The sequence below is a fragment of the Vibrio sp. 10N.239.312.C11 genome (assembly GCF_041466065.1).
In the GTDB taxonomy this organism is placed as follows: domain Bacteria; phylum Pseudomonadota; class Gammaproteobacteria; order Enterobacterales; family Vibrionaceae; genus Vibrio; species Vibrio tasmaniensis_A.
Window position 1 is genome coordinate 11,748 of sequence record NZ_JBFSRZ010000031.1, and the last position, 23,546, is coordinate 35,293.

The following is a 23,546-nucleotide window of genomic DNA, read 5'->3' on the forward strand; positions in this document are numbered from 1 at the left end:
ATGTCACAACCTATTTTTCAAGTAAAAAACCTCGTTAAAGAATTCACTGTTGGTGGTGGATTTGGCAAAGAAGAGATCTTTAGAGCACTGCATGGGGTGAGTTTTGATTTACATGCAGGTAAAACATTGGCACTGGTTGGCGAATCAGGCTGCGGGAAAAGCACCTGCGCTCGACTGATGACCAAAGTGTATCCGCCAACAGAGGGAGAAATACTGTTCAATGGCAGAGATATTTCTACCTTAAAAAGTCGTAAAGATATCTTGGACTACCGAAGCCGCGTGCAAATGATATTTCAAGACCCATTTGGCTCACTCAATCCAACCCACACCATTGAACACCACTTAACACGGCCCCTTAAGATCCACAAGCAAGTTGCTACGAAACAAGCTCTCGCAGAGCGTCTCAACGAGTTATTAACGCTGGTGGAGTTGCCCATCGAAACTCTCACCAAATACCCTCATGAGCTCAGTGGAGGCCAAAGACAGCGCATAAACTTAGCCAGAGCACTCGCAGTCGGTGCTGAGGTTATCCTTGCCGATGAACCCACCTCGATGTTGGATGTTTCAATACGACTCGGTGTTTTGAACCTAATGCAGAAAATGAAGAAAGAGTTAGGGATAGGTTTTTTGTACATAACCCACGATCTTGCCACGGCACATTACATCGCAGAAGAGACGGCGGTGATGTACAAAGGGCAGATCGTCGAATGGGGCTCAACCCAGTCGATCCTTACTAATCCTCAACACCCATACACTAAACTGTTGATCTCTGCCGTCCCTGATCCTGATCTGCCGTTTGGCGAACTCGTCAAAAATGAGCCAAACTATTCAATAGACGCTGATCGTATTCGAGAACAGAGCAGTGAAATACAGCATGAAATCAAACAAGTTGCTGATAATCACTTTGTAAAACAGTGGGATAACGTTGCATGAATGAACTAGACACTTGGTTAGATCGGATCGGAGATTGGTACAAAGACCGAAAGCATGATCAAGTGGACCGGTTAGAACCTTTGATCTTAACGCCTCCAGATGCTCTCTGGGGGCCCTTGATCACGGATGAGCAGAGCAAAGGCATCGCATGCTGGTTAGACGGATGCTTGAGAATCTTTACGTTTTATCGATATAAAGATGAAATTCTGACGGCATCGACAAAGCTTCCACCACCAAGCCCACCATCTATCTCAAACGAACTTAGTGGCTCGCACCATCAGGAAAAAGCTTTCCAATACCTGATGTTTGCCTATAGCAAGCTTCAAGCTGTGTCTTGTAATCCAAAATCAGAACCTGACTTACAAGAGTGGTGTACACAGCGGCTACAGCACTTGTGTGTATTGGCTTTGGAGTTTACCAACCAACAACAAGAACCCCGCTGGAAAGAAGAGTCAGAGAAATTGATCGAATCGCATGTACGCTTTATGGCAAGTCAACACCAGAACGATGATCAAGGTATGGCTCTACGTCAACTGCACTGATCCACTCCTTGTTCAATCCCTGTTCGATCAAGCATCAAAGCTGAACCCCATCAAAAATAAGCACCATAGAAAGCATGATCTCACCTTGATCATGCTTCAGGAACGGACTCCATAAGCTGTAGAATTTAAATGGTAAGCTTTTGAATGTTAATGATTAGCCGAATTACAGGCAAAAAAAAGCGAGTCCCTTAGGAACTCGCAAAAATCTATTCAGTATGATGTAACAAAATATGAGCCAATCTATTAATCATAAGAAAGGACAAAAGGTTGTCTATTCGGGATAAATAATAATCAACTGGATGCGCTATATTGTCATCAATTTGTCAGCGTTAGGTGCGGTTTTAATCAGCACCTAATGTGTTAAAACTATCCATTCGTCGACCGTAAATATGGGCTTCTTACAACTGAGCAGTGACAGTGATTGGTGGTTAGTGACTAGTGGCCAATCGCCATTTCGTCGAGCGCTAGGAACACGTTTTCGTCTAAATGACCTTCGTGAACTTGTTTACACACTTTACGACGCACAGCTAAACCAGAGATCAAGCGCTCAATAGACAAGTGTCGATTGCTGGTGCTGTCACGGTCGTTGTAAAGCTCAATCAAACGACTCAGTGTTTCGTATGGGATAACGTCCTCCCCTACTCTCAACCAATCAAGCTTCTCAATGAGCTCTGAACACTCTTCTTTGATTGAAGCATGTGAATGCCCTGTCATAGCAGATAAAGCCGTTATGCTGCGTTCTAGAGCCTCTGCAGAGGTATATTTAGAGAGAGTAATCATGATTTCGTCAGCGTTGATCTCAACAGAGTGTTTACGCTGCTTAACTCGACGTCCCAATTTGCCTCTTGGCGACGGTGCTTTGCGCTGAATTGGCTCAAACTCACCATCAATAATCTCAGACAACTCTTCCAATTTCTGCTTAGACACCATTTCATTACGCAGTGGGTTCGGTAACGTTGGTGCCATATTACGCTTGCCTGCATTGGTGGTGCGTGCTCTTGAGTAACGTAAGACTTCTTCCACATTACATTTGATATCAACCTGATAATCAGTCGTTTTGCCTTTTTCGATCAACGCGGTGATCGTTAAGTGATACCCCCAAAGGTTAACCAGGAAGGTATCTTCTTGATCCCCTACTTCACCTAACTTTCTGAGCTCGCGGATCAGATCCATCGAAAAACGACGCCAATCGATGTTACGCGCCAATTTCTGATTCAGCTCGCTGAGCAACATGCAATCTGTATGGCGGCGTGCCATACGGCTTCTAAAGTACGAATACATTTGGAAGACCAAGGTATGTTGCTTCAGGATTTCTGGCGGAAATAGGAAGAAATAATCACGAGTGAGCAGCTCTTCGTAGAACGACGGTTCCCAAACCAGGATGTACAGGTTCGGTTTAATGCGAATTTCGCCGTCAGAGCCTTCTGTAGGCGCTTCTTCCGATGCGGTAATGGTTCTAGCTAGGAATCGGAAACGATCACTCTTAAAGCCTTCTGGCATGTTCTCGCTAAGCCAACGGCCTGTGAGCTCATGCAATTGGAAGTCGGTAAATTCGATACGATCAATACTGTCACGGATCGAATCACGTGCCGGCCCGCTGTCTTTCTTGCCACGCAAGGACAAAATATCCGTGATGTAAAGTGGTGTTTTGTTCGGTGTGTGTTTCGCGTCTAGATGGTAATCATCTTGGTGATGATCATGATATTGAACAGTAAGCGTGAATAACGCGAATAGCGTCATCAGATCATCAACCGTCATAATGTTTTTTGAAGATCGTGTCTCGATCACCGCTCGAGTTCCAGAGATCGAAACCATTGATTTTTGGTAGCTCTTGCGCGTTCTAGGGGGCGCTAAGGCTTGATCAATAATACCCGCCCAATTAGTTGGCGACACAATAAATTGATCGGCTTCGTCTTTCATCGTTGGTGGGGTATTGAGTCCGTGTTCATTCAATAAGCGCTTGTTGACTTTGGTTTGAGCTAGAGCTTTAGATCGCTTTTGCTTCTCATTTTGCTTCACGCTTTCTGTCACTAAGCTAGTAGCACCCAGTACCGATATCAATTGGTTTGGGTTCACAAAGCGATGCAGCATAGTTTTGCCAGCAAGACCTTCTTGAAAGCGAACCGGAATTTGTCTGAAAAGGCCGATACTAACCGCAGCTCTTAACCTTTGCTGTAAGGCTGCACGAGTAACTTGGCCATCGGTTGATTCAATAATCTCGGTAGTGGAAACGTAACCGTCTTTGCTGCTAAACCCACGAAGTGAAATTAGGTTAAGAAGCTCAACAATGCTTTTGGTGACACCTTTGAAGTGTTGATATTGTTCTATCCATTCAACGGCTGTTTCAGATACCTCAAATAAATGACCATCTTTGTGGCTTCGTGCCTTAATTAACAATTTCTCTTCTGGTTTCATTTTTGATCCGTATCACACTAACCGTAATTTCACTATAGTTCCTGAATGATAAAGAAAGAATGATCATAAATAAAGATAATTTGTTGGCTTTTAAATAACTGATCTTTTTGATTAATATGATCTTAAATGATTAAGTGATCTAATGATCTGGCTGTTTCTTTGCTTTTAAGTTGCTGAATTTAAACGTTTAAAATAAAACCCCCTTGGAAAGCATGATCATAAAAACCCCGAAACTATGATCATTAAATCAAAGAAAGCATGATCACAGAACGTCAGAAGTATGATCATTAAGTCATTGTAAGCATGATCATTATTGGCTTGAAAGCATGATCATTATACTTATACAGCTTATCCACAGTTCGGAAGTCAACATCATCTTCTAAGTCACTTCATACACATCAATGTGGATATTTATGATGGCCAATCTATCGGAACAATGATCAAGTGATGGTACTTTTTTATCCTTCCCGCCCTATTGAGGATAAAATTTAATCTGTATCTGTTGAAAATGGATAGCTTTGATGTATTTAGCGCAGGTGGGAGTTAACTTGGAAGCATGATCATGAAATTGTCATGTTTGCGTATTCTCGGTCAGTGTAGATTGAATTTTCAATCATTGAGCCCTTATAGGCGTTGAATCCCCATTGCAAAAGCATTTGTCCGTAACTTAGCTCTTAAATTACATGCTTCCGGAACGATATTTACTTGATCATTTTTCCGTAATTTGATCATTTGTAATGTGCAGTTGTTCGGATCAATATTGCTAAGTTTACGCCTTGATCATGCTTCACAATTGGGTGTTATTAATTATCTTACACTGGATATGTACCATGATCATTCTTCCGCTCAGGTTAGAATCCTCTGTTGTTTTTTTTGCACCTCCTCTTCTCTTCTGTTTTGAATTTTTTGTCCATTGAGCGTTTTTTTAATTTTTATTGAATTGAAAATCTATAAATTCGAATGCAAATCACACCAACCGTAATCTATAGTTGTGTTTCAATCGTTCCGCAGTTTTTTAACGATAATTTCATTTACATTGTAAATAAGTGATGCTGTAACATTTTAAATGTGCACTAGAAATAACATGGTTGTGCATGATGAAAATGATGACTTTCAGTATTACTCTGAGGTGATGTTTCATCAAATTGTAAAAACACTGTCTATTTTATGTGAGTTTACTCATAAATGCATGTTCATGTTTTTGTTGTGTTTGTTGTTAATCGCTGTACAATTTGTACTTAGTTAATCATTACGGAAACTGGCAATGAAAAGAGAACAAACGATTGATAAGCTCTATCAGCTAGCCGAACAAACTCAACAAGTTCAGGCTGACCGAATTGAGATTATTTTGGAAGAGCGAAGTGATGAACATTTCCCTCCAATGTCTAAAGCTATGATGGAGACTCGTTCTGGTTTAACGCGTCGTAAACTCGATGAAGCGATCACTAAACTTGAAGCTGATGGCCATCAGTTTACAAAGAACAATGCCAATCACTACTCGATTTCATTGACAGAAGCTCACATGTTGATGGACGCGGCAGAAGTGCCGAAGTTCCATCAACGTAAGCAGCATGCTGACAACAAACCATGGATTATCAACGTACAAAACCAAAAGGGCGGTACGGGTAAATCAATGACGGCAGTTCACTTAGCTGCGTGCTTATCTCTAAATTTGGACAAGCGCTACCGTATCTGTTTGATTGACTTGGATCCACAAGGCTCTTTGCGTCTGTTCTTAAACCCACAAATTAGTGGTGCAGAGCATGACAGCATTTATTCTGCAGTTGATATCATGTTGGATAATGTGCCAGAAGAGCAGGATGTTGACCTAGAATTCTTGCGTAAGAACGTGCTGTTGCCAACTCAGTATCCTAATTTGAAGACTATTTCAGCCTTCCCAGAAGATGCGATGTTTAACGCTGAAGCATGGCAAAGTCTGTCTAGAGATCAGTCACTTGATATTGTTCGTCTTTTGAAAGAAAAGCTTATCGACAAAATCGCCGATGATTTTGATGTGATCATGATTGATACAGGACCACACGTGGACCCGTTAGTGTGGAATGCAATGTACGCGTCGAACGCGCTTTTAATACCATGTGCAGCCAAGCGTTTGGACTGGGCTTCAACGGTTAACTTCTTCCAGCACTTGCCAACGGTTTATGAAATGTTCCCGGACGATTGGAAAGGGCTTGAGTTCGTTCGTCTAATGCCAACGATGTTTGAAGACGACAATAAAAAACAGGTATCAGTTCTGACTGAGATGAACTACCTGTTGAATGACCAAGTAATGATGGCCACGATTCCAAGAAGCCGCGCCTTTGAAACTTGTGCTGACACTTACAGCACGGTTTTCGATCTGACGGTAAGCGACTTTGAGGGCGGTAAGAAAACTCTGGCTGTGGCTCAAGACGCAGTACAAAAAAGTGCTCTAGAATTAGAGCGTGTATTACATAGCAACTGGCCTTCACTTAATCAGGGATAACAAGAATGGCAATTAAAACATCTGACTTAAATGCAAAGCTATTTGGTAAAGCAAACAAACGTCGCGTAGCTACGCCACAAGAAGCTCAAACTGCGGTAAAAGAGCAAGCTCAAGTGATTGAGCTTTCTGTTGCGGGTGAAGATTTAGTTTCATTTGAATTGGTTCGAATTCCAGCCGCTGATGTAGCAACACGAACGGTTGTTTTTGAAGAGAATGCTCGTGAGCAGTCTTTCTTGAATGAGCACGCGCTTTCTGACGTACTAACTACGCTTAAAGAGCGCGGCCAGCAATATCCAGCGGTTGGCCGTAAGAACAAAGACGGCAAGATTGAAGTTCTTGATGGTAGCCGTCGTCGTATGTCATGTATTTTGGCTGACAAAGAGTTCTTGATCTATGTCGCTGAAAACATTAACGGCGAACATGCTAAGTTTTTATCAGATGTAGCTAACGCTCATAAACCCCTTTCGCTCTATGAGAAGGGGAAGGAGATGCAAGCGAAGCTTGATAAAGGCGAAGCTGAAGACCAGAAAGCACTCGCTAAAATGTTCCAGTGCAGTGAAGCTTTGGTGAGTGGCGCGTTGAAAGCGGCCGCTTTACCACTTGAATTATTACAAGCTTACCCAAATGTGAGCGATCTTGGCCGTCCGACTATTGTTAAGTTACACAAACAATTTAGCGGTCTTACTAGTGAGCAGCAACAAACATTACTGACCAAGTGTGGTGCTTCTGAAGGTTTTGTGTGGCAGCGCAGCGAAGCTCAAGGCGTAACTCGTTTAACAAAAGACGTGACAGAGACTTTAGAAGGTTGGGTGCTCGAACTAGCACCAGCACCCGCGAAGAAAGCGTCTCCAAAAGTTGAACTTATTAAAGGTCGAGCGTCATATAGCCGTAAGGGTTCAAACTTGGCGTTAAATCTTAAGAAAGTTGATGATACAACAATGGAAGAAATCCTAGCATTCGTACAATCTAAGTTAGACTAAGTCACGACTTTCATTACTCCTCTAAAGCCGCTTTATGCGGCTTTTTATTTGGCTGTGATAAACTGTGTTTAGATGAATCTGGACGCTAACTATGACAAACCCAACCAATACTTTTCTGTATACACTTTCTAATATTGCCCAACACAATGGTCACCGTTACGGTGTGGTCTTTGATGGCGACTTTGATTGGCAAAACTCTGCTGTTTTAACCTTCCTTGAAAATTCGTACACTCCGAGCATCTTCCAGATTGGTGGAACTCCGTTTGAAGGTGTGATTCATGCTCCAGTCAAAAAAGGCCAACAATTGCTTGGTCGTGAGTGCCAAGTTCTTGTTTGTGATTTTAGAGAGCAGTTTGATGCGAATGGTTTTAGCGCTGCACTAGGTTCGTTAATCGGTGGTGGGCTGTTGTTGGTGTTGCCGCCAAAAGTTGATGACTCTGAAGATAACGAGAGCTTTGGCCAACGTTGGTTAAAGGAGAATTTCAATAAGCTCATCTCGATTTCACAACACAACGAAACAGACGATGTTGTTCAAGCGACTAAAGCACTTCCACTCAAGCAAGACTTTGAAAACAGTTTGAACAAATTCGAACAGCAAAATCTGGCTGTTGAGTTGGTTAAAAAAGTGGTGTGTGGGCATCGTAAACGACCTTTAGTTCTCACGGCAGATAGAGGGCGTGGTAAAAGTTCTACATTGGGTATTGCCGCTGCTCAGCTTTTGGTTGAGCAGCATGGATTAAATATCATCGTGACAGCGCCTTCAGTGAAAGCAATCGAGCCTGTATTTTCCCACGCGAGTCAAAGCCTAGAAGACTGTGAAGTGCTCAACGCAACTTACATTTGCTATCAAAGCGGAAGTTTAAGATTCGTAGCACCAGATGAATTACTTAAGTCTAAGCCTGATTGTGATTTGCTATTAGTCGATGAAGCGGCTGCAATTCCAATCCCGATGCTTAAATCTATGGTTGGCATTTATCATCGTATGGTTTTTTCAACCACCGTTCACGGATACGAGGGGAGTGGGAGAGGGTTTGGACTTAAGTTCGAGTCTTGGCTTTCAGAGCATCGCCCGGGGTGGAAAGGCTTTAAGCTCGATCAGCCCATTCGTTGGAATCGCAATGATCCACTAGAGCGCTGGTTGTTTGATTGCTTCCTGCTTGGTAACGACGCGTCGCTGAGTGACTCGGTGATTCATGAGTTAGATAGCTTTTCTGATCTGGCAATCAACCAACTGAGCTTGGTCGAGTTATCAAAGGCAGAATGCTTGGCGAACCCGGAGCCGCTACAGCAATGCTTTTCTCTTCTTGTTGACGCTCATTATCAAACGTCACCAAACGATCTAATGCAGTTTCTCAACAATCCAGCAATCCGTTTGTACGCTGCTTGGCAGAAAAACGAATGTTTAGGTTGTATGTTGGTAACTGAAGAAGGTCGGTTGGATAGCGATCTGATTGCTCAGATTCAACTTGGAAAACGAAGACCTCAAGGTCACCTAGCTCCAGTGTTACTTGCAAACCAACTGGGTTGTACGCAAGCGGCGCTCAGTCGTTGCCTTCGAGTTATGCGTATTGCCGTTTCAACACGTCATCAAGGTTCGGGGATTGGTCGTTGGATGTTGGGGCAGTTGTCAAAGCAAACTAATCAGGCGGATTACTTAGCAACGAGCTTTGGCGCGACCAGTGAATTGATTTCATTCTGGCGCGATAACGATTTTGTACCTGTGCACATTGGCCACCAGCGCGATCAAGCAAGCGGCTGTCACTCGGTATTGATGGTTAAGCCACTTAATAAAAGCGCACAGAATTGGGTCTACAATCTGATAAGTCACTTTGAACGTAGTTTCTGTTTTCTCACTTCTGGTTCTTTGGCTTCTCTCGAGGTTGATATGGTGCGCGCATTATTACCAAGGCAAGCGGAATCTATGGCAGAGTCTGAAATCCAACTCCTCAGGAATTATGTCGATGGTGGTAATAGTTACGACAGCATTGGTTTCAGTGTCCTGAATTTGATTCTCCAAAGTAATGGTCATCAAGCGCACATAACTGAATCTGACGCTATAATCGATATAGGTTTCGTTGTTTCAGACTTACTTATCGCGAAAGTCGTGCAGCAGAAAGAGTGGGGGACTTGTGTCGAACAGTTTAATCTAGTCGGACGAAAACAAGCTGAGCTACAGTTTAGGAAAGATGTCGGTACTCTACTATTAAATTTACACTGTAAATAAGTAGGTCAACGATCGTCACTAAATTTGGAACGACAGAGCATATGTCGAGCTGTTAATTAGATTTACAGTGTAAATTAGAAGGCCGGATTTACACTGTAAACTGAACCGCGGTATGTAATGACCTATGTGATTTCAATTATCCAATCTTTATGCAATTTCTCAATTTGTTGAACATGTCCATCATGGCGCTCATTTCCTATCTCAATTCTACCGATCTAATCATCGCCGTTGTTTGGAAGGTATAATTTCATATTATCACATCAATTCATCCCGAATCGTTTGGTGATGAAGATCCGTCGCTGTATTGCGATCTTATGCTCGTACCCAATATTCATAGTTTGAAAAATCGTGAAAGAATCTTTTTTGTAAAGGTGAAGAAGAGATTAGAATCGGTCAGTCTTATTTATGAGTCCCTTTGCAACATCGAAAGTAAGTGATGTGACGCTGATTATTCTACTGTAGTGATTCTAAGCACTGAGCGAATTATATAGACTGCATAACAACAGAGTTATTAAGGGTACACAATTCGAATGTGGGATAGCATCGTTACATTGTCGGAAGATAGGAAGCAAGTGATGGCATGTCTGCCGTCTGGGTTTGTGGTCAACGCAAGCTTTGACAATAAGACATTGCCAACAACCTTAGAAGCTTTGAACGCATCAAACTATTTTATTTTCGAAGAAGAGATACTGCGTTTTGTCACTCTTGCTAAAGAAGGTAAGGGAGAAGCTTATCAAGGAATATTAATTGCTGAAGTTCGTAATTCCAGTGTTACGGTTGAACTGTCTGATGATGAGATGCTCGCAAGTCTTGTTGTAACTGGGGCATATAATGGGCAGGCATTACGTGGCAGCGATATCATTCATTGCTTGGCTCAGGCTCACATAACGAAAGGAATTAATAAGCTAGCACTTAGAAAAGTATTGATGATGAGCAGCAAGCTAAAGCCGGGTGAAAAATTTACTCAGCCCGTAGCCAAAGGTTCTCCAGCTGTGAAGGGTAAAGATGCTAAGTTTTCAGCATTGGTTGAAGATATTACTCATCAAGTATTAAAGCCTCGCAGTAAAGACGCCGGTAAGATCGATATGCGAGATCTCGGCGAAACCATTACCGTTGGTCAGAATGACCCGCTAATGAAACGTACTCCTGCCACCAAAGGTATTGCGGGCTTTACCGTCCAAGGTCGAATTATCCCACCCCTTCCGGGCCAAGACAGTTTGATTAAGCCAGGAAAAGGAACCCACATTTCCCCTGACGACCCTAATTTATTACTTTCTTCATCCTCTGGTCTGCCCATTATTAAAGAGCGAAGTATCGAAGTGGATGACGCCTTATGTGTTAGCAATGTCGACGTATCTACTGGGCACGTTAAATTCAAAGGTAATGTGTTTGTCTCTGGGAATATAGAACCTGGAATGATAGTGAAGGCGACCGGAAGCATTACTGTTGGTGGCTTTATTGAATCTGCAGAAGTTCAGGCTCAGGGGGATATAAAAGTCGCGAAAGGAATTATTGGTCATACGACCAAAGAGGATGAGCCAAAAAGCTGTAAGGTACTTAGCAAAGGCTCTATCACAGCAAGCTACGCACAGAATACTGAACTGCAAACCGGCAATGACATTCTACTCAATCTACATAGCATGAGTAACGACATTCGTTGTGGCAACAACCTCATTGTGATGGATACCTTTAAGAAGCATGGCACACTTAGTGGCGGTGAAGCTAAAGTCGGCGGTAAAGTGGAATGTGTTTTCTTAGGCGTTGAAGGGGATACAGCAACTAAGGTTCATGGTTTTGCTCGCTTCGAGGGATATCAAAAAAAGATAGCTCAATTGAAGGAGATTTATAAGCATGCTCAAGAACAAACCATGGACGTCATCCGTCAAGAACTCGAATTTAAGAAGCGACCAAAAGCGGAAAGAAGCGAAGAGCAAGCGTTGGAGATTGAGCAGCAACGGGAAAAAAACAATCAAGCGATAGAGAAGACTAAATCGCAGTTGGATACACTCGAAGCTGAATTTGAGACAAACCTTGCCGAGTGCACAGTCGAGGCGCACGAGAAAGTGTACACCCGTGTATCTGTTTTGTTTGGTGATGAGATGGTGACGACTAAGCGAACGCACGGCGGCAGTGTTTTCTCGTTCAATCAATATGAAATTCAATGTTCTTTCAAAATGGAGAAAGAAGATATCTCATTGTAATTGGGCGACTCTGATATTGCCCAATACTGAATAGAGCGGTTCGAGCAGTTTTCTGCTCATTAGACCAAATAAGAAAGGGGGAGCTGATGCTCCCCCCTTTGCTTTTGCTGATATTGACTTAGTTCGATTCTTTAAGTCACATGAGCGCTTTAACTTGCCGCTTTTACCTTTCCTTGCTTCAAGTCTGACAGAACTTGTGATTTTGGTCCGTCGGCAATAATGCTGCCTTTCTCCATCACAATCACTCTATCCACGATATCCAACATCGACGTTTTGTGGGTGATAAGAATCAAAGTCTCACTAGGTAACAGCTGGCTCAGCTGATGCTTAATGTGCATCTCTGAACGGTTATCCATAGCGCTGGTAGGTTCGTCCATCAATAATACAGGAGGGCGCCCTAGGAAGGCTCTAGCTATGGCTATCGACTGACGTTGACCTCCTGAGAGTAAACCACCACCTTCACCTACTTGGCGTTCTAAGCCTGCCGGATCTTGCTGAGTAAAAGCGGTTACACCTGCACGGTTGGCAGCATCCATGACATCACGATCGTCAACCAACGGGCGTCCCAAGGTAATGTTGTCTCTTACCGTGCCATAGAATAGGTTACTGTCCTGCGGCACACAGCCTATATTGCGTCGTACGTCGACATGGTGAAGTTGTTCCATATCTGTATCATCAATGCGAACATGACCTTCTGTGGGCTTGTACAGGCCCATAATCAGGCGTTCAAGTGTGCTTTTACCTGAACCAATTCGCCCAATAATCGCGACCTTTTCACCTGGACTAATATTAAGAGTCAGGTCTCTTATAGAAGCGATTGGCGAATCAGGGTAATGGAATGTTACTTTATCAAGCGCGATATGCCCTTGAATAATAGGGCGGTGGATGTATCGCTTACCTTCCTCTTGCTCACTGGGCATCGACATGACTTGTTCAATCAAGGTCATTGATGACTTCGCTTGGTTATAACGCGTAGAAAGCAATGATAATTGGACAAGAGGACCAATTGCTCTACCACTCAACATAGTAGCGGCAATCAAGCCACCCATTGTAAGAGTGCCTTCTGCCATTAGGTACACACCAAAAATGATCATCCCCACATTGGTACTTTGTTGAACAAAGCCAGCAGTATTTTGGATGCTATCGGTAATACGACGACTCTTGATATTCCAGTTCGCCATGTGCGCGACAGCTTCTTCCCAGCGGAATTGGAACTGACTTTGAGCGCTGAATAGCTTAACGGTTTCTAGCCCCGCTAAACTCTCAATTAAGTTTGCGTACTTCTGAGAAGCAAGGCGAGAGCCTTCTTCAATGGTACGACGCAGCGGGCCTTGTATTAACAACGCATAGATGATCAGTATCACCACGCCAACGACAGGAACAAACACAAGGTTGCCAGCCATTAACCAAATTAACGCCAAGAACATAAGAGCGAATGGCAAATCGATTAATGAGCCTATTGTTGCCGAAGTAAAGAACTCACGGATTGACTCGAATTCTTGCAGGTTTTTAGCAAAAGCACCGACAGAAGCAGGCTTAGCTTCCATGCGAATCCCGAGCACCTTACTGAACAACTTAGATGAAATCAGGATATCGGATTTCTTACCCGCAACGTCAATAAAGTAGCTTCGCATTAACTTTAAAAGCAAGTCAAAGAGGAAGACGACAAAAATACCACTCGCGAGTACCCATAGCGTCTCAAACGCAAGGTTTGGTACCACTTTGTCGTACACCAAACGAGTAAACATTGGAGCTGCAATAGCGAAAAGGTTGATTAGAATTGATGCGATCAGCACATCTCGATAGATTTTTTTAGATTGCCAAATCGTGCTCCAAAACCAGTGACCTTCGCGCGTTTTTAAAATTTCTGGCGAGCGTTCATCATAACGGAATTGTTTTTTTACTAAGAAGTAACGGCCGATGAATTGCTCTTTCAACTCTTCGATAGGGATGACGATTGGCATCATCCCACTTTCCGTTGTGATGATTTCGGCTTCTTGCTTCTCAATATCGATACTATTAAGAACGCAAGCCTCACCTTGCTTGAGTAACAATACGGCTGGCAGAATTAAGTGAGGGATGTTTTCTAGATCGGAACGGTTTTCTTTGGCCACTAGCCCCGCACGCTCTGCAGAGCGTGGGAATAGGAAAGGGGTTAGCTTTCCATCAGAGAGTGGCAGCCCATTGATCAACGCTTCGGGCGAGTTAGCTAACCCGTAATACCGACTAACGTAGATCAGTGAGTTTAATAGTGGATCTTGCATGCGATATAACCTTACAACTATTTATCAACAATGAAGCCTTGGAACACTTCTACGTAGTTATCAGACAAAATATCTAACTGAGTCTGAGTTTCAATTCGTGACGCAATAGTCGTCACACCAAGGTTATGAGCCGTTCTTGAGATAGACGTTAACGTAAATTTCTGTTTTTCGTCATCAAGGTTATGAGTAAATAGGTAATCCAGCTTCACATAGCTAGGGCGGTACTCGTTGATGTAATCGAGCGATTGGAAGTTGCGTCCATAGTTATCGACACCAAACACCGCATCAGCGTTGCGAATGGTGTTACACAATAGTGCCGTGTAGTGAGGAACATTGACGAAACAGTTTTCGGGAATTTCAAAATGCAACAGATGAGCGATTGACGCATTTTTCTCAAGAGACTTTCCGATCCAACGGATGAAGCTTGGCTGAGAAATACTGCTTGGCGAGATATTGATAGCAACGGGGCTAGTAAGCTCTTTTGCATTCAGTTTATCAATCATCTTCTCGATAACGTATTGATCGAGGATATGGCTCATTTCAAGCTGTTCTAATGCGTATAAGTATTGGTTGGCACCGTAACGAACCCCCTCTTTCTCAATCGCAGAGAACACTTCTTGGTGATAGGTTTTGCCAAAACTATTATTTGCAGCTTGGAAGCGGAAAGTTACTAGGTCATTGATGATTGCTTCTTCGACCAACATGCGCCATTGCTGTTTACCCATTACAGCGCCATGGTCGTCAGCAGTTACGTAACCGTAAGCGAGCTCACGGTTCGCTTTCGCGCTAGACAGTGCGTTATCGACCAAAGACATGATTTCAGTACTGGTTTTACGTTTCTTGCTGTACGTCACACCGAGAGCTATGTGTGGATTCGCCATACCTGTTGGATCTGAACCTAGATTATGAATGCAGTTTACGATGCTGCTCGCGACGAGTTTCAGTTCACTTTCATCAATGTTCGGCATAATGAAGCCAAACTCATCACTAGAAATACGAGCGATAGTAATATCTGGAGATGAAATAGATGCCTGTAGCTGTTCAGCTAATTGGTGAACTAAGGCATCGCCTTCTTGATAGCCTTTGTCATCATATTCTTCACTAATAAATTCGGCTTTTAGCACCGCCAGACCACCTAAACTAGACTCTTCTAACCACTGAGTTAGTTGAGACATGTAGTAAGCACGGTTACCTAACTGAGATACAGGATCGATATACGCGCGTTCACGAAGTCGTTGCGCTTCTTGTGCTTGGCTCTTAAATGCAAGTTCAACTTGAGTCGACATGTGGTTAATACCGTCGACGACTAAGATGAGGTCTTTTGTTTTAGGGCGAACCAGAGGCTCACCGAACTGATTTTTGGCGATTTGATCCATTTTTTTTATGATTAATGACAGCGGACGTAGTGCTCGTTGGAGTATCCATGAAATCGAGATCAAACCCAGTAAGAAAATCGCTCCAAAGAAGGTCACTAGCCGTGTAAATGCCTCCCAAAGCTGAGTATAGGCTGGGCCTGGGTGGCTCACTATCTCAACTTCAGCAAGTTGCATCCAACCACTGGTAATCACGCGGCGATCATGAATCGGTTTAAACAAATTCAGGTTGGTAAACCATTGTGGGACACCACTTGGTTTCACAGGGTATGAACGAAGAATATCATCTCCTGTGTCTAAAAAAATCAATCGTACGACAGAGTAAGAACTACCATCAAACAGTGCGTTGATAACAGACTCTACAGCCACTTGATCCTTTTCTTCGAGGTAAGGGGCGAGCGCCAGTCCAACAGTATTAATGGTATTATTTACTTCAGAGCGTTGCTGCTCTTCTAAGTAGTCACGGGTGGTATTGAATTCGATCATAAAAACTGAGGTCATCAGTAATATGAAAACCGCAACCATTCCGACCACAAGCTGTTTATATAAAGTCATTGTACCTACTCATCGTAATTGATAATGGGTTTGTTTAATTTTAGAGAGCGCTCACGCGAACGTAAGTCGTTCCATAAGCTCAATCTTGAAGATTTTCCTGATAACTTGCCGCTGCCTGCCGCCGACTTGATTAACCATAGGTTTTTACCATTGAAGCTGTATATCGGTCGTAGATCTCTGCGCTTGGAGCCGCGTTTTATTTCAGGGTTTAAGTTGTCTAAAATTAGTGGTTCTGCACTGGGTGTAGAGTAGTAAGCCAACACCATATGGAATTGGTTTAACTCAAGTGCTTTTACATACACTAATCGTAATTTCTTATCTGGGACGCCTAGTTCAAGTAAAGAGAAGTATTTTGCGATAGTGAAATCTTCACAGTCACCCGCGTTACTGCCCAAAAATTCCAGCGGTGTCGCCCAGTAGTCATTCTTTCCCCAAAGTATACTGTCATCGACAAAGTACATTTGGTTGAAGAACCGATTTACCGAATCGAGTTTCTCTTTTTCACTTAACCCTGCGTACGACGTCATATTTGAGCGCCATGTCGACACTCGCTTCCCTGCTCTTTCTCCGTAGGTTACAGAGACTGCGTCGATCCACCTTTGGTCACTCTTGTTCAGTGCCCCGGAAGTAAAAGAGGTAAGGAACAGTAGCAATAACGAAAACCGAGACTTCATTGCTGCTGCTCTTGTTTTTTCACTGCACGTAGGAAGACGTTATCAAGCATTAACCGTCCTTACTCTTTTAGTGCGTTGTTTTGAGCACTCAAAATTGGCTTCAACATATATTCAAGCACGGTTCTTTTGCCGGTGATGATATCGACAGAAGCGGTCATACCGGGAATGATAGGCAGCTCTTCATTAGCCCCAAAGCTGTACTTCTCGGTACGAACACGCACGATGTAAAAACTATTGCCTTCTTCATCTTGAGTGGTGTCAGCACTGATGTGTTCTAACACACCCACTAAACCACCATATTTAGTAAAGTCATAGGCACTGAACTTAACTACAGCGCTCAATTCTGGACGTAAGAATGCGATATCTTGTGGAGCAATTTTCGCCTCAACTAAGAGGGAATCTTCAGTTGGTACAATCTCAACAATGTCCATACCCGGTTGGATAACACCGCCTACGGTATTAATACCAAGCGTTTTGACGGTTCCGGTTACTGGAGAAACTACTACAGTACGATTAACTCTGTCTTCAAGGCCAACCGCTGATTCCGTCATTGCAGATAGCTTATCTTGTGCTTGGTTTAGCTTCTCTTGTTGTTCTGATCTGAAGTTCAATGCAGCATCGATACGACTGAGCATCGCTTCTTTGATTGCTGAACGTAGAAGAGGGATTTTGAGTTCGCTAGAGGTCATTTCTCGACGAGTGTCGTTAACTTGTCTTTGCAGCTTGAGCAGTTCAATTTTTGGCACCACCCCTTCATCAGCAAGAGGCTTGGTAATATCCAGCTCTTGGCGGGCAAAGTTGTAACTCTGTCTTAAATTCTGAACGCGCGCTTTTATTTCAACTAGGTCTTGTTGCTTCTGTCCAACCTGTTGATCAAAAACGGAAAGTTGGTTCTTCAGGTTATTCAGATCTTGACGATACTCTGCTTTTTGGCGATTAACCAATTTGGGGTGAAGGTCGTAGAATAGTGGTGGGAAGGCAAGTTTACCATAGTCGAGTAAGACACTTTTTTTCCACTCTTTTACTGAGAATTCTTCATTGATAACAACACTGGTCAGTGAGGCGGACAGCATGAGTACATTAGCCGTTAAGTTCGCAACTTGTTGCTCACGTTCACGAAAGTCAGAGCGGAATCGAGTGTCATCTATTAATAGTAATTGTTGCCCTTTTTGAACTCGTTGCCCTTCTTTGACTAAAATTTCTTTAACCAAACCACCTTCAAGGTTTTGCACCACCTGAATCTGAGAGGAAGGGATCACCTTGCCTTGGCCAACAGTCACTTTGTCGATTTCAGCCCAAGCAGACCAACCAATAGCAGCGACAAAAAACAGAACGATAACCCACAACATAATACGCGCACTGGTGGGCGTATTGAGGAGCAGTGCCGCTGTTTTGTCATCGACATACTCAAGTTCGGTCTCATTCAATTTGCTGAAATTTTTCTGACTCATAACAGTCCTTGTTCGCTAAATAAAAGTGCAAGCTTTGTGAGTGTATTCTTACTTTTGATAAATGTTAAGGCTTTGCTCCTTTAAATCTTTGAATTTATATATTTTTTAACTCTTATTGTTTTTTGAAATCTGTTTTATCAAGTTGGTGCTTTCTCAGCTTGTCATAAAGCGTTTTTCGCGATACTTGCAGCTCTTGCTGTACCTCTTTTAAGCGCCCTTGATGACGATGTAGTGCCTCTATCAAGAGGATTTGCTCAAAGCTATCGGTTCGTTGGCTTAATGACAGTTGTTGCTCTTCAGTCTTTAGATCGATGTGGTCTTTGTCGCTTTGCTCTTGATTATGATTAGGCTCTGATTCAAGCGATGCCAGCTTGGGTTTAGTCAACACTCTGAGTTCTGCATGTTGGCGAAGCTGTCGAATATTTTCACTCCAGTGAGTGGCGATCAATCGTTGAACCTCTTTTTCTGTAATCACCGGAGGGGGTAACTGATATCGACTTGCCGCACCACGAGCAAAATGTTTAAACAAAGAACCAATATCTTCTGTTCGTTGCGCTAGCGGTAGCAAATCAAATCGACGGAACTCACTTACCATTGTAGTAGGAAGTATTGTGGTTGCTAAAATGATACAAGTTGCACTGGTCTTGCATGAGTTTTCACGAAGTAGAGTGGGTTTTAGGTTCGCTAGCCACTGCCATTGGTCTTGAGTTAATGCTTCTGTTTCATGGATATAAAGTGTCCCACCCTGATGTTTCAAGAACAGTTGCAAAACAAACTGATGGAATGTCGTTTCGTCACTGCGTGGCAAATTAAACGCAGCAACAGGGCAAAGCTCTGCGGCTTGATGGCTGTGAAGATCGTGCGTGTACTGCGCCGTGACCCTTTTACCCGTTCCTAAATCGCCGACGAACAGTAGAAGTGGGTTAGTTTTGGTATCTAGAGAGATCAGTTCTCGGCGTAATGTCTGCATTGATGGCGATTGACCAATCAACTTTGGACCCACCTGATTCTGTACCGCCAACTCTTTACGTAATAGATTATTCTCTTCAACCAGTGCCAGCTTATCCGATGCTTTTTTTACTGCGGTCAGCAGGGCATCGACCACAAACGGTTTTTCCAAAAAATCATAAGCGCCAGCTTTCATTGCGGATACGGCTGTTTGCACGTCCCCATGGCCTGTCAGTACGATGATCTGAAAATGAGGGTTTTGATTCAGCAGCTTTTGTGTCAATTGAATGCCATCCATCACTGGCATGTGAATATCGGTAATGACAATCCCAGCTTGCGTCACATCTATTCTCTTTAGTGCCTCAATGGCATTGGGGAAGCAGGTAATATCGATGCCTTCAATGAGCATGGCTTGTTCAACGGAGTCTCGAATGGCGGGTTCATCATCGACAAAATAGAGTTTAGGCAGAGGGTGCAAAAGTCGAATCCTTAACAGTATGTGAGGTTAGCTATGTGTGAAATTAGCAGTATGTAAAATTCATTTTCTAATCAACGATAACAACGACACGTTAGCCCTTATCGTTATATAACGGGATGTTTAGCGAGAATACCATGCCTGAAGGCTCTAATCGGTTGGCGCTGATCGTGCCGTGATAAGCTTCAATAATCCGTTTCGATATTGAAAGCCCTAGCCCTAAGCCTTCCGGTTTAGTGGTAAAAAACGGGTTGAACAGCTGTTCTAGCTTATCGTCCGGCATGCCAATTCCGTTGTCCCAAATGATCAGCTGACAAGAGTTATGATGCAGTTGCCATTCGATGCCTATCTGTGGGCTGGCCGGTTGGTCAACGTTTTCCAGGTTTTGTTGCTCCTGCAAGATTTTCTGTTCAAGAACGTGTTGTTGAAGCGCTTGGGTCGCGTTGTGAATTAGATTCACCAGTACTTGCTCGAGTTCGGTTGGATGAATTGCAATATTAATATGATTTGGCACCGTGCTTAGTCTTAGTGTAATGCCTTGCTTGATCATCAGCGCACTGAGAATACTGGTGGCGTTGTTGACCGCTTGGTGCAGGTTCGCGACATGATGTTCTTGTTTAGTGACCTTGCGAGTAAAGACTTTGAGTCGCGCTATGATGTCGGTAATGGTGTTGTTGAGGCCAATCATTTTCTCAAGATTGCTCTTCACTAAATCTGTCCGTTCCATTTCTAGCAGCTTTAAGCTGTTCTCGCTATAAGTTCGAAGTGCTGCAAGCGGTTGGTTGATTTCGTGGTTAATGCTGGCTGACAGCTCTCCGAGTACCGCTAATTTTGCTGTTTGGGTCAGCTCTTGTTCTGTCTGCTTCAGCTTTAACTGTGATGCTTGGTATTGAAAAATGGTTTGCTGAAGTTGTTGATTGGATTTCTTCAAATAGTGAGTACGTTTATCAACGGTTTGTTCTAGGTTTTGGTTGAGCCGGGTTAGCGCCACTTTCGCGACGTAAGTCTGTCGCCACGACCACGCGATGAGCATCACCAAGCTGTAAATCACCACGAAGATGACATCGATCTGCAGCACTTTAATAAGCTCTGCTTTGGCCTTTTTTAATGCGACAACTTGGTACTGATTGTTACTGAAGGTGGCGGGGTAAAGATTGAACGGCCCAAGTTTAAACAATCGGTTTGCCGTAAGTTCTTTTTGTACTCGATTTGGTTGAATGTTGTTGGGCTGATTAGCGTCGTTAACTTGTGGTTGATAGTTGGAAGAGCGAAAAGCTTCTATGATCGAAATTTCGCTTTGACCGTATTGGCGTTGCAGGGCGATATCGGTTTGTTGCTTCTGGCTTAACGGCAACAACGAGTGATAAAGCCACTGAGTTTGGCTGGAGAGAAAAACCACTTGGTTAGAGTCGAGTACCACAATCTCAAAATCATCGCTGGTTAGGATGTTTTCAAGGTTCTCTAGACTCACTTTAACGGTGATAACCCCAACAATGTCATTTTCTATATACAGGGGCGAAGACAAAAAGTAACCGCGTACGTTGGAGCGAGCCCCCAGTGCGACATAGTGTGTGCTGTTACCTTCAATCGCGGACGCAAAATAAGGACGAAACGAGAAGTTCTCACCCACGAAAGTACCGAGCTTCTGGTAATTACTGGAAGCGACCACAGTACCGCTCGGGTCATGAATATAGATGGTGTCAGCTTGGCTTTGATTAGACCATTCAAATAGCAATTGATTGAGCTGCGCAGCGGAAATCTTGTCTGTTTGTGGTGATGAGTCAAAATAAGAGAGCAGACGTGGGTCATGGTTGAGCAAATCAGGGATCTGTTTGAATTTATCCAGTTCAGAGTCGATTTGTAGGTTCGCTTTATTGGCTGCTTCGTTGAGCTTTTGAGTGACCACTTTTTCTTGAAATTGTACTGCCAAAAAATGAGTTGCGCTCAGCCCAATAGCCCCCAATAACAATGAGAATAAAACGAAGGGAGTCATTATGTTAAGCAGTATCTTAGTCACTAGGATCTCAGCATGTCATCGGTTTGTATAAAGATTATCAATATGATGGATAGAGTACCGAGATCTTGTTAACACAGAGCACCTTCTGTGAGACAAAACCATGGCTTAGACTTGTGTTTCAAAGGATTACAGCGCAGAATCAAAAAAAATTGAAAGGAGCAACCAAATGGAACTGACCGATATTCGTCGCGAATACGCTAAGGGTGGATTGAGACGTAAAGACTTAGCCGCAGACCCGATTGAGCAATTCAATCTATGGCTAGAGCAAGCTATTGAAGCTAAGTTGACGGATCCTACTGCCATGACAGTTGCTACGGTTGATGAAAATGGTCAGCCATTCCAGCGAATTGTTCTGCTAAAGAATGTTGATAAAGACGGCTTCGTTTTTTACACCAACTTAGGTAGCCGTAAAGCGCACCAGCTAGAGCACAATAGCAAAATCAGTTTGCATTTCCCTTGGCACCCTCTTGAGCGACAAGTTCATATTACGGGCACGGCTGAAAAACTGACAGCAATGGAAAATATGAAGTACTTCTCGTCACGACCAAAAGAGAGCCAATTGGCCGCAATTGCAAGTAAGCAAAGTAGCCGTATCTCTGCTCGTGGGATTTTAGAAGGCAAATATCTAGAGCTTAAACAGAAGTTCGCGAAAGGAGAGGTTCCTGTGCCTTCTTTCTGGGGTGGCTTCCGTGTGCGTGTGGATAGCATTGAGTTTTGGCAAGGTGGAGAGCACCGCTTGCATGATCGCTTCTTGTTCTCACGCCAAGATAGCCGTTGGGATATCGACCGCCTAGCGCCTTAATTTGCTTAACTGCTTAACTGCTTAACTGATCCCAAAATACCGTTGATTAGACTTATCAACGGTATTTTTTTGTCTGCATCTCATCAAACCAATATCTAGTCACTGTGCAGAACAACGGAGATCTGCTTTTTAAGCAGGGTTTCTGGGATCATAGAGCCTAGCCCCGAGTCCAACGCATACTCAATCAACTGGCTTTTACTGCGCGCATCAAATTTCTGTTTCAACCTGGCGACATGCCCTTCGACCGTTTTGATTGAAATGTTCAACGTAGACGCGATGTACTGTGGTTTCTTGCCGAATAGCAGCAAGAACAGCACTTCTGATTCTCGCGAAGTCAGTCGCTTTTTGAGCTTTGATATGCGTGGCTTTGATCCTGCAATGGACACTTGATTGTCTTTTTCGCAAGTTGCCTGACACACCCAATGGCCTACTTCTAAGATGGCGGTGTCGGTGAGTTCTTGACCATAAAAAATGGTGCCTTGAACTTCGCCATTCCCATCAAGCCAAGGGGTTTTAGTAAAAATATGGGCGTGCCAGCGTCCGTCTGGATAAGGGTGAATATCGAGGATTTTAAGAGTACTGCGTGTATCCATTACATGTTTGTCTTGAGCCCTGAAATCCTGCGCGCATTCGGTTGTTTGACTAGGCATATCGAAATCGGTTAAGCCCGTACAAGTTTCGTTGGGTTTTAAGCCAATTAATTGGTTGTAAGCAAGGTTGGCATACACGAAGACAGAGTCAGTATCTTTGCAACCCCAGCAACCTGGAAGTTGTTCAAATAAAGAACGATGTATGGAGTCGAGGGGATCCGGCAAGGCTTTATCTCGTAAGAGGGAGTATTGCAATGATATCAGTTTCTTATAGAGCTGCAATGACAATTAGAAGTCGAGTTATGCATCAAAAATGGAGTGTGATCAATAGTTGAACGGTGTGCTGTTTAAGTGCGCTTTTATTGATCGGTGGCTGAACAAAAAGGATGAGAAAGAAGCTAAAAAAAAGCCAGCCTGAAGAAGGGCTGGCCAAAGACAAGATATACCTTGTCGACACGTAGAAGATTTCCAGTTTAATTTACGAGGGTCATGTAAATTAAGCTGAGGTATCAGTTAGATACCCAGAGTGACTTACTACTCTATCGACGAATTTACTCCTAGGCGAGATCGAATATAAGGAGGGAATTCCCCTATAAACACTGACTCAACCTGATACTAGG

General features: G+C 43.4%; 15 protein-coding genes. 7 read left to right on the forward strand and 8 right to left on the reverse strand.

Annotation, left to right across the window (positions count from 1 at the left end):
- Complete coding sequence (locus AB6D07_RS14115; protein ID WP_017102237.1) at window positions 1-933, forward strand: ATP-binding cassette domain-containing protein; 933 nt, start codon at window positions 1-3, stop codon at window positions 931-933.
- Window positions 930-1,475, forward strand: a complete 546-nt coding sequence (locus AB6D07_RS14120) for a hypothetical protein (protein ID WP_017102238.1) — start codon at window positions 930-932, stop codon at window positions 1,473-1,475. Before AB6D07_RS14115 ends, AB6D07_RS14120 begins: the two co-directional genes overlap by 4 nt.
- A gap of 435 nt (window positions 1,476-1,910) precedes the next feature.
- Here AB6D07_RS14120 and AB6D07_RS14125 read toward each other — a convergent pair whose 3' ends face one another.
- The gene (locus AB6D07_RS14125) at window positions 1,911-3,890 is read right to left on the reverse strand and encodes a replication initiator protein RctB domain-containing protein (protein WP_017102239.1); all 1,980 of its coding nucleotides are present in this window, start codon (window positions 3,888-3,890) and stop codon (window positions 1,911-1,913) included.
- Between the two features lie 1,264 nt (window positions 3,891-5,154).
- On the opposite strand from AB6D07_RS14125, the gene AB6D07_RS14130 reads away from it, so the two are divergent.
- From AB6D07_RS14130 to AB6D07_RS14145, 4 genes are all read left to right on the forward strand, one after another.
- Window positions 5,155-6,372: a ParA family protein gene (locus AB6D07_RS14130; protein WP_009846016.1), complete on the forward strand. Its 1,218-nt coding sequence runs from the start codon at window positions 5,155-5,157 to the stop codon at window positions 6,370-6,372.
- 5 nt (window positions 6,373-6,377) lie between these two features.
- Complete coding sequence (locus tag AB6D07_RS14135; RefSeq protein WP_009846015.1) at window positions 6,378-7,352, forward strand: ParB/RepB/Spo0J family partition protein; 975 nt, start codon at window positions 6,378-6,380, stop codon at window positions 7,350-7,352.
- Between the two features lie 91 nt (window positions 7,353-7,443).
- Window positions 7,444-9,576 carry a GNAT family N-acetyltransferase gene (locus AB6D07_RS14140; protein WP_017102240.1) on the forward strand — a complete coding sequence of 711 codons (2,133 nt, stop codon included), beginning with the start codon at window positions 7,444-7,446 and terminating at the stop codon, window positions 9,574-9,576.
- 530 nt (window positions 9,577-10,106) lie between these two features.
- Window positions 10,107-11,777 (forward strand): FapA family protein, encoded by a 1,671-nt coding sequence (locus AB6D07_RS14145; protein ID WP_017102241.1) that lies wholly within the window; start codon window positions 10,107-10,109, stop codon window positions 11,775-11,777.
- A 149-nt stretch (window positions 11,778-11,926) separates the two neighbouring features.
- Here AB6D07_RS14145 and AB6D07_RS14150 read toward each other — a convergent pair whose 3' ends face one another.
- The 6 genes from AB6D07_RS14150 to AB6D07_RS14175 all read right to left on the reverse strand — a co-directional run bounded on the left by AB6D07_RS14150 (window position 11,927) and on the right by AB6D07_RS14175 (window position 21,510).
- Window positions 11,927-14,041: a type I secretion system permease/ATPase gene (locus AB6D07_RS14150; protein ID WP_009846012.1), complete on the reverse strand. Its 2,115-nt coding sequence runs from the start codon at window positions 14,039-14,041 to the stop codon at window positions 11,927-11,929.
- 17 nt (window positions 14,042-14,058) lie between these two features.
- Entirely contained in the window at window positions 14,059-15,969 is a 1,911-nt protein-coding gene (locus tag AB6D07_RS14155; RefSeq protein ID WP_017102242.1) for a LapD/MoxY N-terminal periplasmic domain-containing protein, read from the reverse strand.
- Window positions 15,970-15,974: 5 nt separating this feature from the next.
- The gene (locus tag AB6D07_RS14160) at window positions 15,975-16,643 is read right to left on the reverse strand and encodes a transglutaminase-like cysteine peptidase (RefSeq protein ID WP_012600028.1); all 669 of its coding nucleotides are present in this window, start codon (window positions 16,641-16,643) and stop codon (window positions 15,975-15,977) included.
- A 59-nt stretch (window positions 16,644-16,702) separates the two neighbouring features.
- Window positions 16,703-18,094 carry an HlyD family type I secretion periplasmic adaptor subunit gene (locus AB6D07_RS14165; RefSeq protein ID WP_009846009.1) on the reverse strand — a complete coding sequence of 464 codons (1,392 nt, stop codon included), beginning with the start codon at window positions 18,092-18,094 and terminating at the stop codon, window positions 16,703-16,705.
- A gap of 112 nt (window positions 18,095-18,206) precedes the next feature.
- On the reverse strand, window positions 18,207-19,511 hold the full coding sequence (locus tag AB6D07_RS14170) for a sigma-54 dependent transcriptional regulator (protein WP_029222790.1): 1,305 nt from the start codon (window positions 19,509-19,511) through the stop codon (window positions 18,207-18,209).
- Window positions 19,512-19,611: 100 nt separating this feature from the next.
- Window positions 19,612-21,510 carry an ATP-binding protein gene (locus tag AB6D07_RS14175; protein ID WP_372092170.1) on the reverse strand — a complete coding sequence of 633 codons (1,899 nt, stop codon included), beginning with the start codon at window positions 21,508-21,510 and terminating at the stop codon, window positions 19,612-19,614.
- A 190-nt stretch (window positions 21,511-21,700) separates the two neighbouring features.
- Between AB6D07_RS14175 and pdxH the strand changes: the two genes are divergently transcribed.
- On the forward strand, window positions 21,701-22,336 hold the full coding sequence (pdxH, locus tag AB6D07_RS14180) for a pyridoxamine 5'-phosphate oxidase (RefSeq protein WP_017102245.1): 636 nt from the start codon (window positions 21,701-21,703) through the stop codon (window positions 22,334-22,336).
- Between the two features lie 95 nt (window positions 22,337-22,431).
- Here pdxH and AB6D07_RS14185 read toward each other — a convergent pair whose 3' ends face one another.
- The gene (locus AB6D07_RS14185; RefSeq protein ID WP_017102246.1) at window positions 22,432-23,214 is read right to left on the reverse strand and encodes a helix-turn-helix transcriptional regulator; all 783 of its coding nucleotides are present in this window, start codon (window positions 23,212-23,214) and stop codon (window positions 22,432-22,434) included.
- Window positions 23,215-23,546 lie beyond the last annotated feature (332 nt).

Bases quoted from the DNA above. Each gene is read 5' to 3' on its own strand.
- AB6D07_RS14115 (WP_017102237.1), top strand. From the start codon at position 1: ATGTCACAACCTATTTTTCAAGTAAAAAACCTCGTTAAAGAATTCACT.
- AB6D07_RS14120 (WP_017102238.1), top strand. From the start codon at position 930: ATGAATGAACTAGACACTTGGTTAGATCGGATCGGAGATTGGTACAAA.
- AB6D07_RS14125 (WP_017102239.1), bottom strand. From the start codon at position 3,890: ATGAAACCAGAAGAGAAATTGTTAATTAAGGCACGAAGCCACAAAGAT.
- AB6D07_RS14130 (WP_009846016.1), top strand. From the start codon at position 5,155: ATGAAAAGAGAACAAACGATTGATAAGCTCTATCAGCTAGCCGAACAA.
- AB6D07_RS14135 (WP_009846015.1), top strand. From the start codon at position 6,378: ATGGCAATTAAAACATCTGACTTAAATGCAAAGCTATTTGGTAAAGCA.
- AB6D07_RS14140 (WP_017102240.1), top strand. From the start codon at position 7,444: ATGACAAACCCAACCAATACTTTTCTGTATACACTTTCTAATATTGCC.
- AB6D07_RS14145 (WP_017102241.1), top strand. From the start codon at position 10,107: ATGTGGGATAGCATCGTTACATTGTCGGAAGATAGGAAGCAAGTGATG.
- AB6D07_RS14150 (WP_009846012.1), bottom strand. From the start codon at position 14,041: ATGCAAGATCCACTATTAAACTCACTGATCTACGTTAGTCGGTATTAC.
- AB6D07_RS14155 (WP_017102242.1), bottom strand. From the start codon at position 15,969: ATGACTTTATATAAACAGCTTGTGGTCGGAATGGTTGCGGTTTTCATA.
- AB6D07_RS14160 (WP_012600028.1), bottom strand. From the start codon at position 16,643: ATGAAGTCTCGGTTTTCGTTATTGCTACTGTTCCTTACCTCTTTTACT.
- AB6D07_RS14165 (WP_009846009.1), bottom strand. From the start codon at position 18,094: ATGAGTCAGAAAAATTTCAGCAAATTGAATGAGACCGAACTTGAGTAT.
- AB6D07_RS14175 (WP_372092170.1), bottom strand. From the start codon at position 21,510: ATGACTCCCTTCGTTTTATTCTCATTGTTATTGGGGGCTATTGGGCTG.
- pdxH (WP_017102245.1), top strand. From the start codon at position 21,701: ATGGAACTGACCGATATTCGTCGCGAATACGCTAAGGGTGGATTGAGA.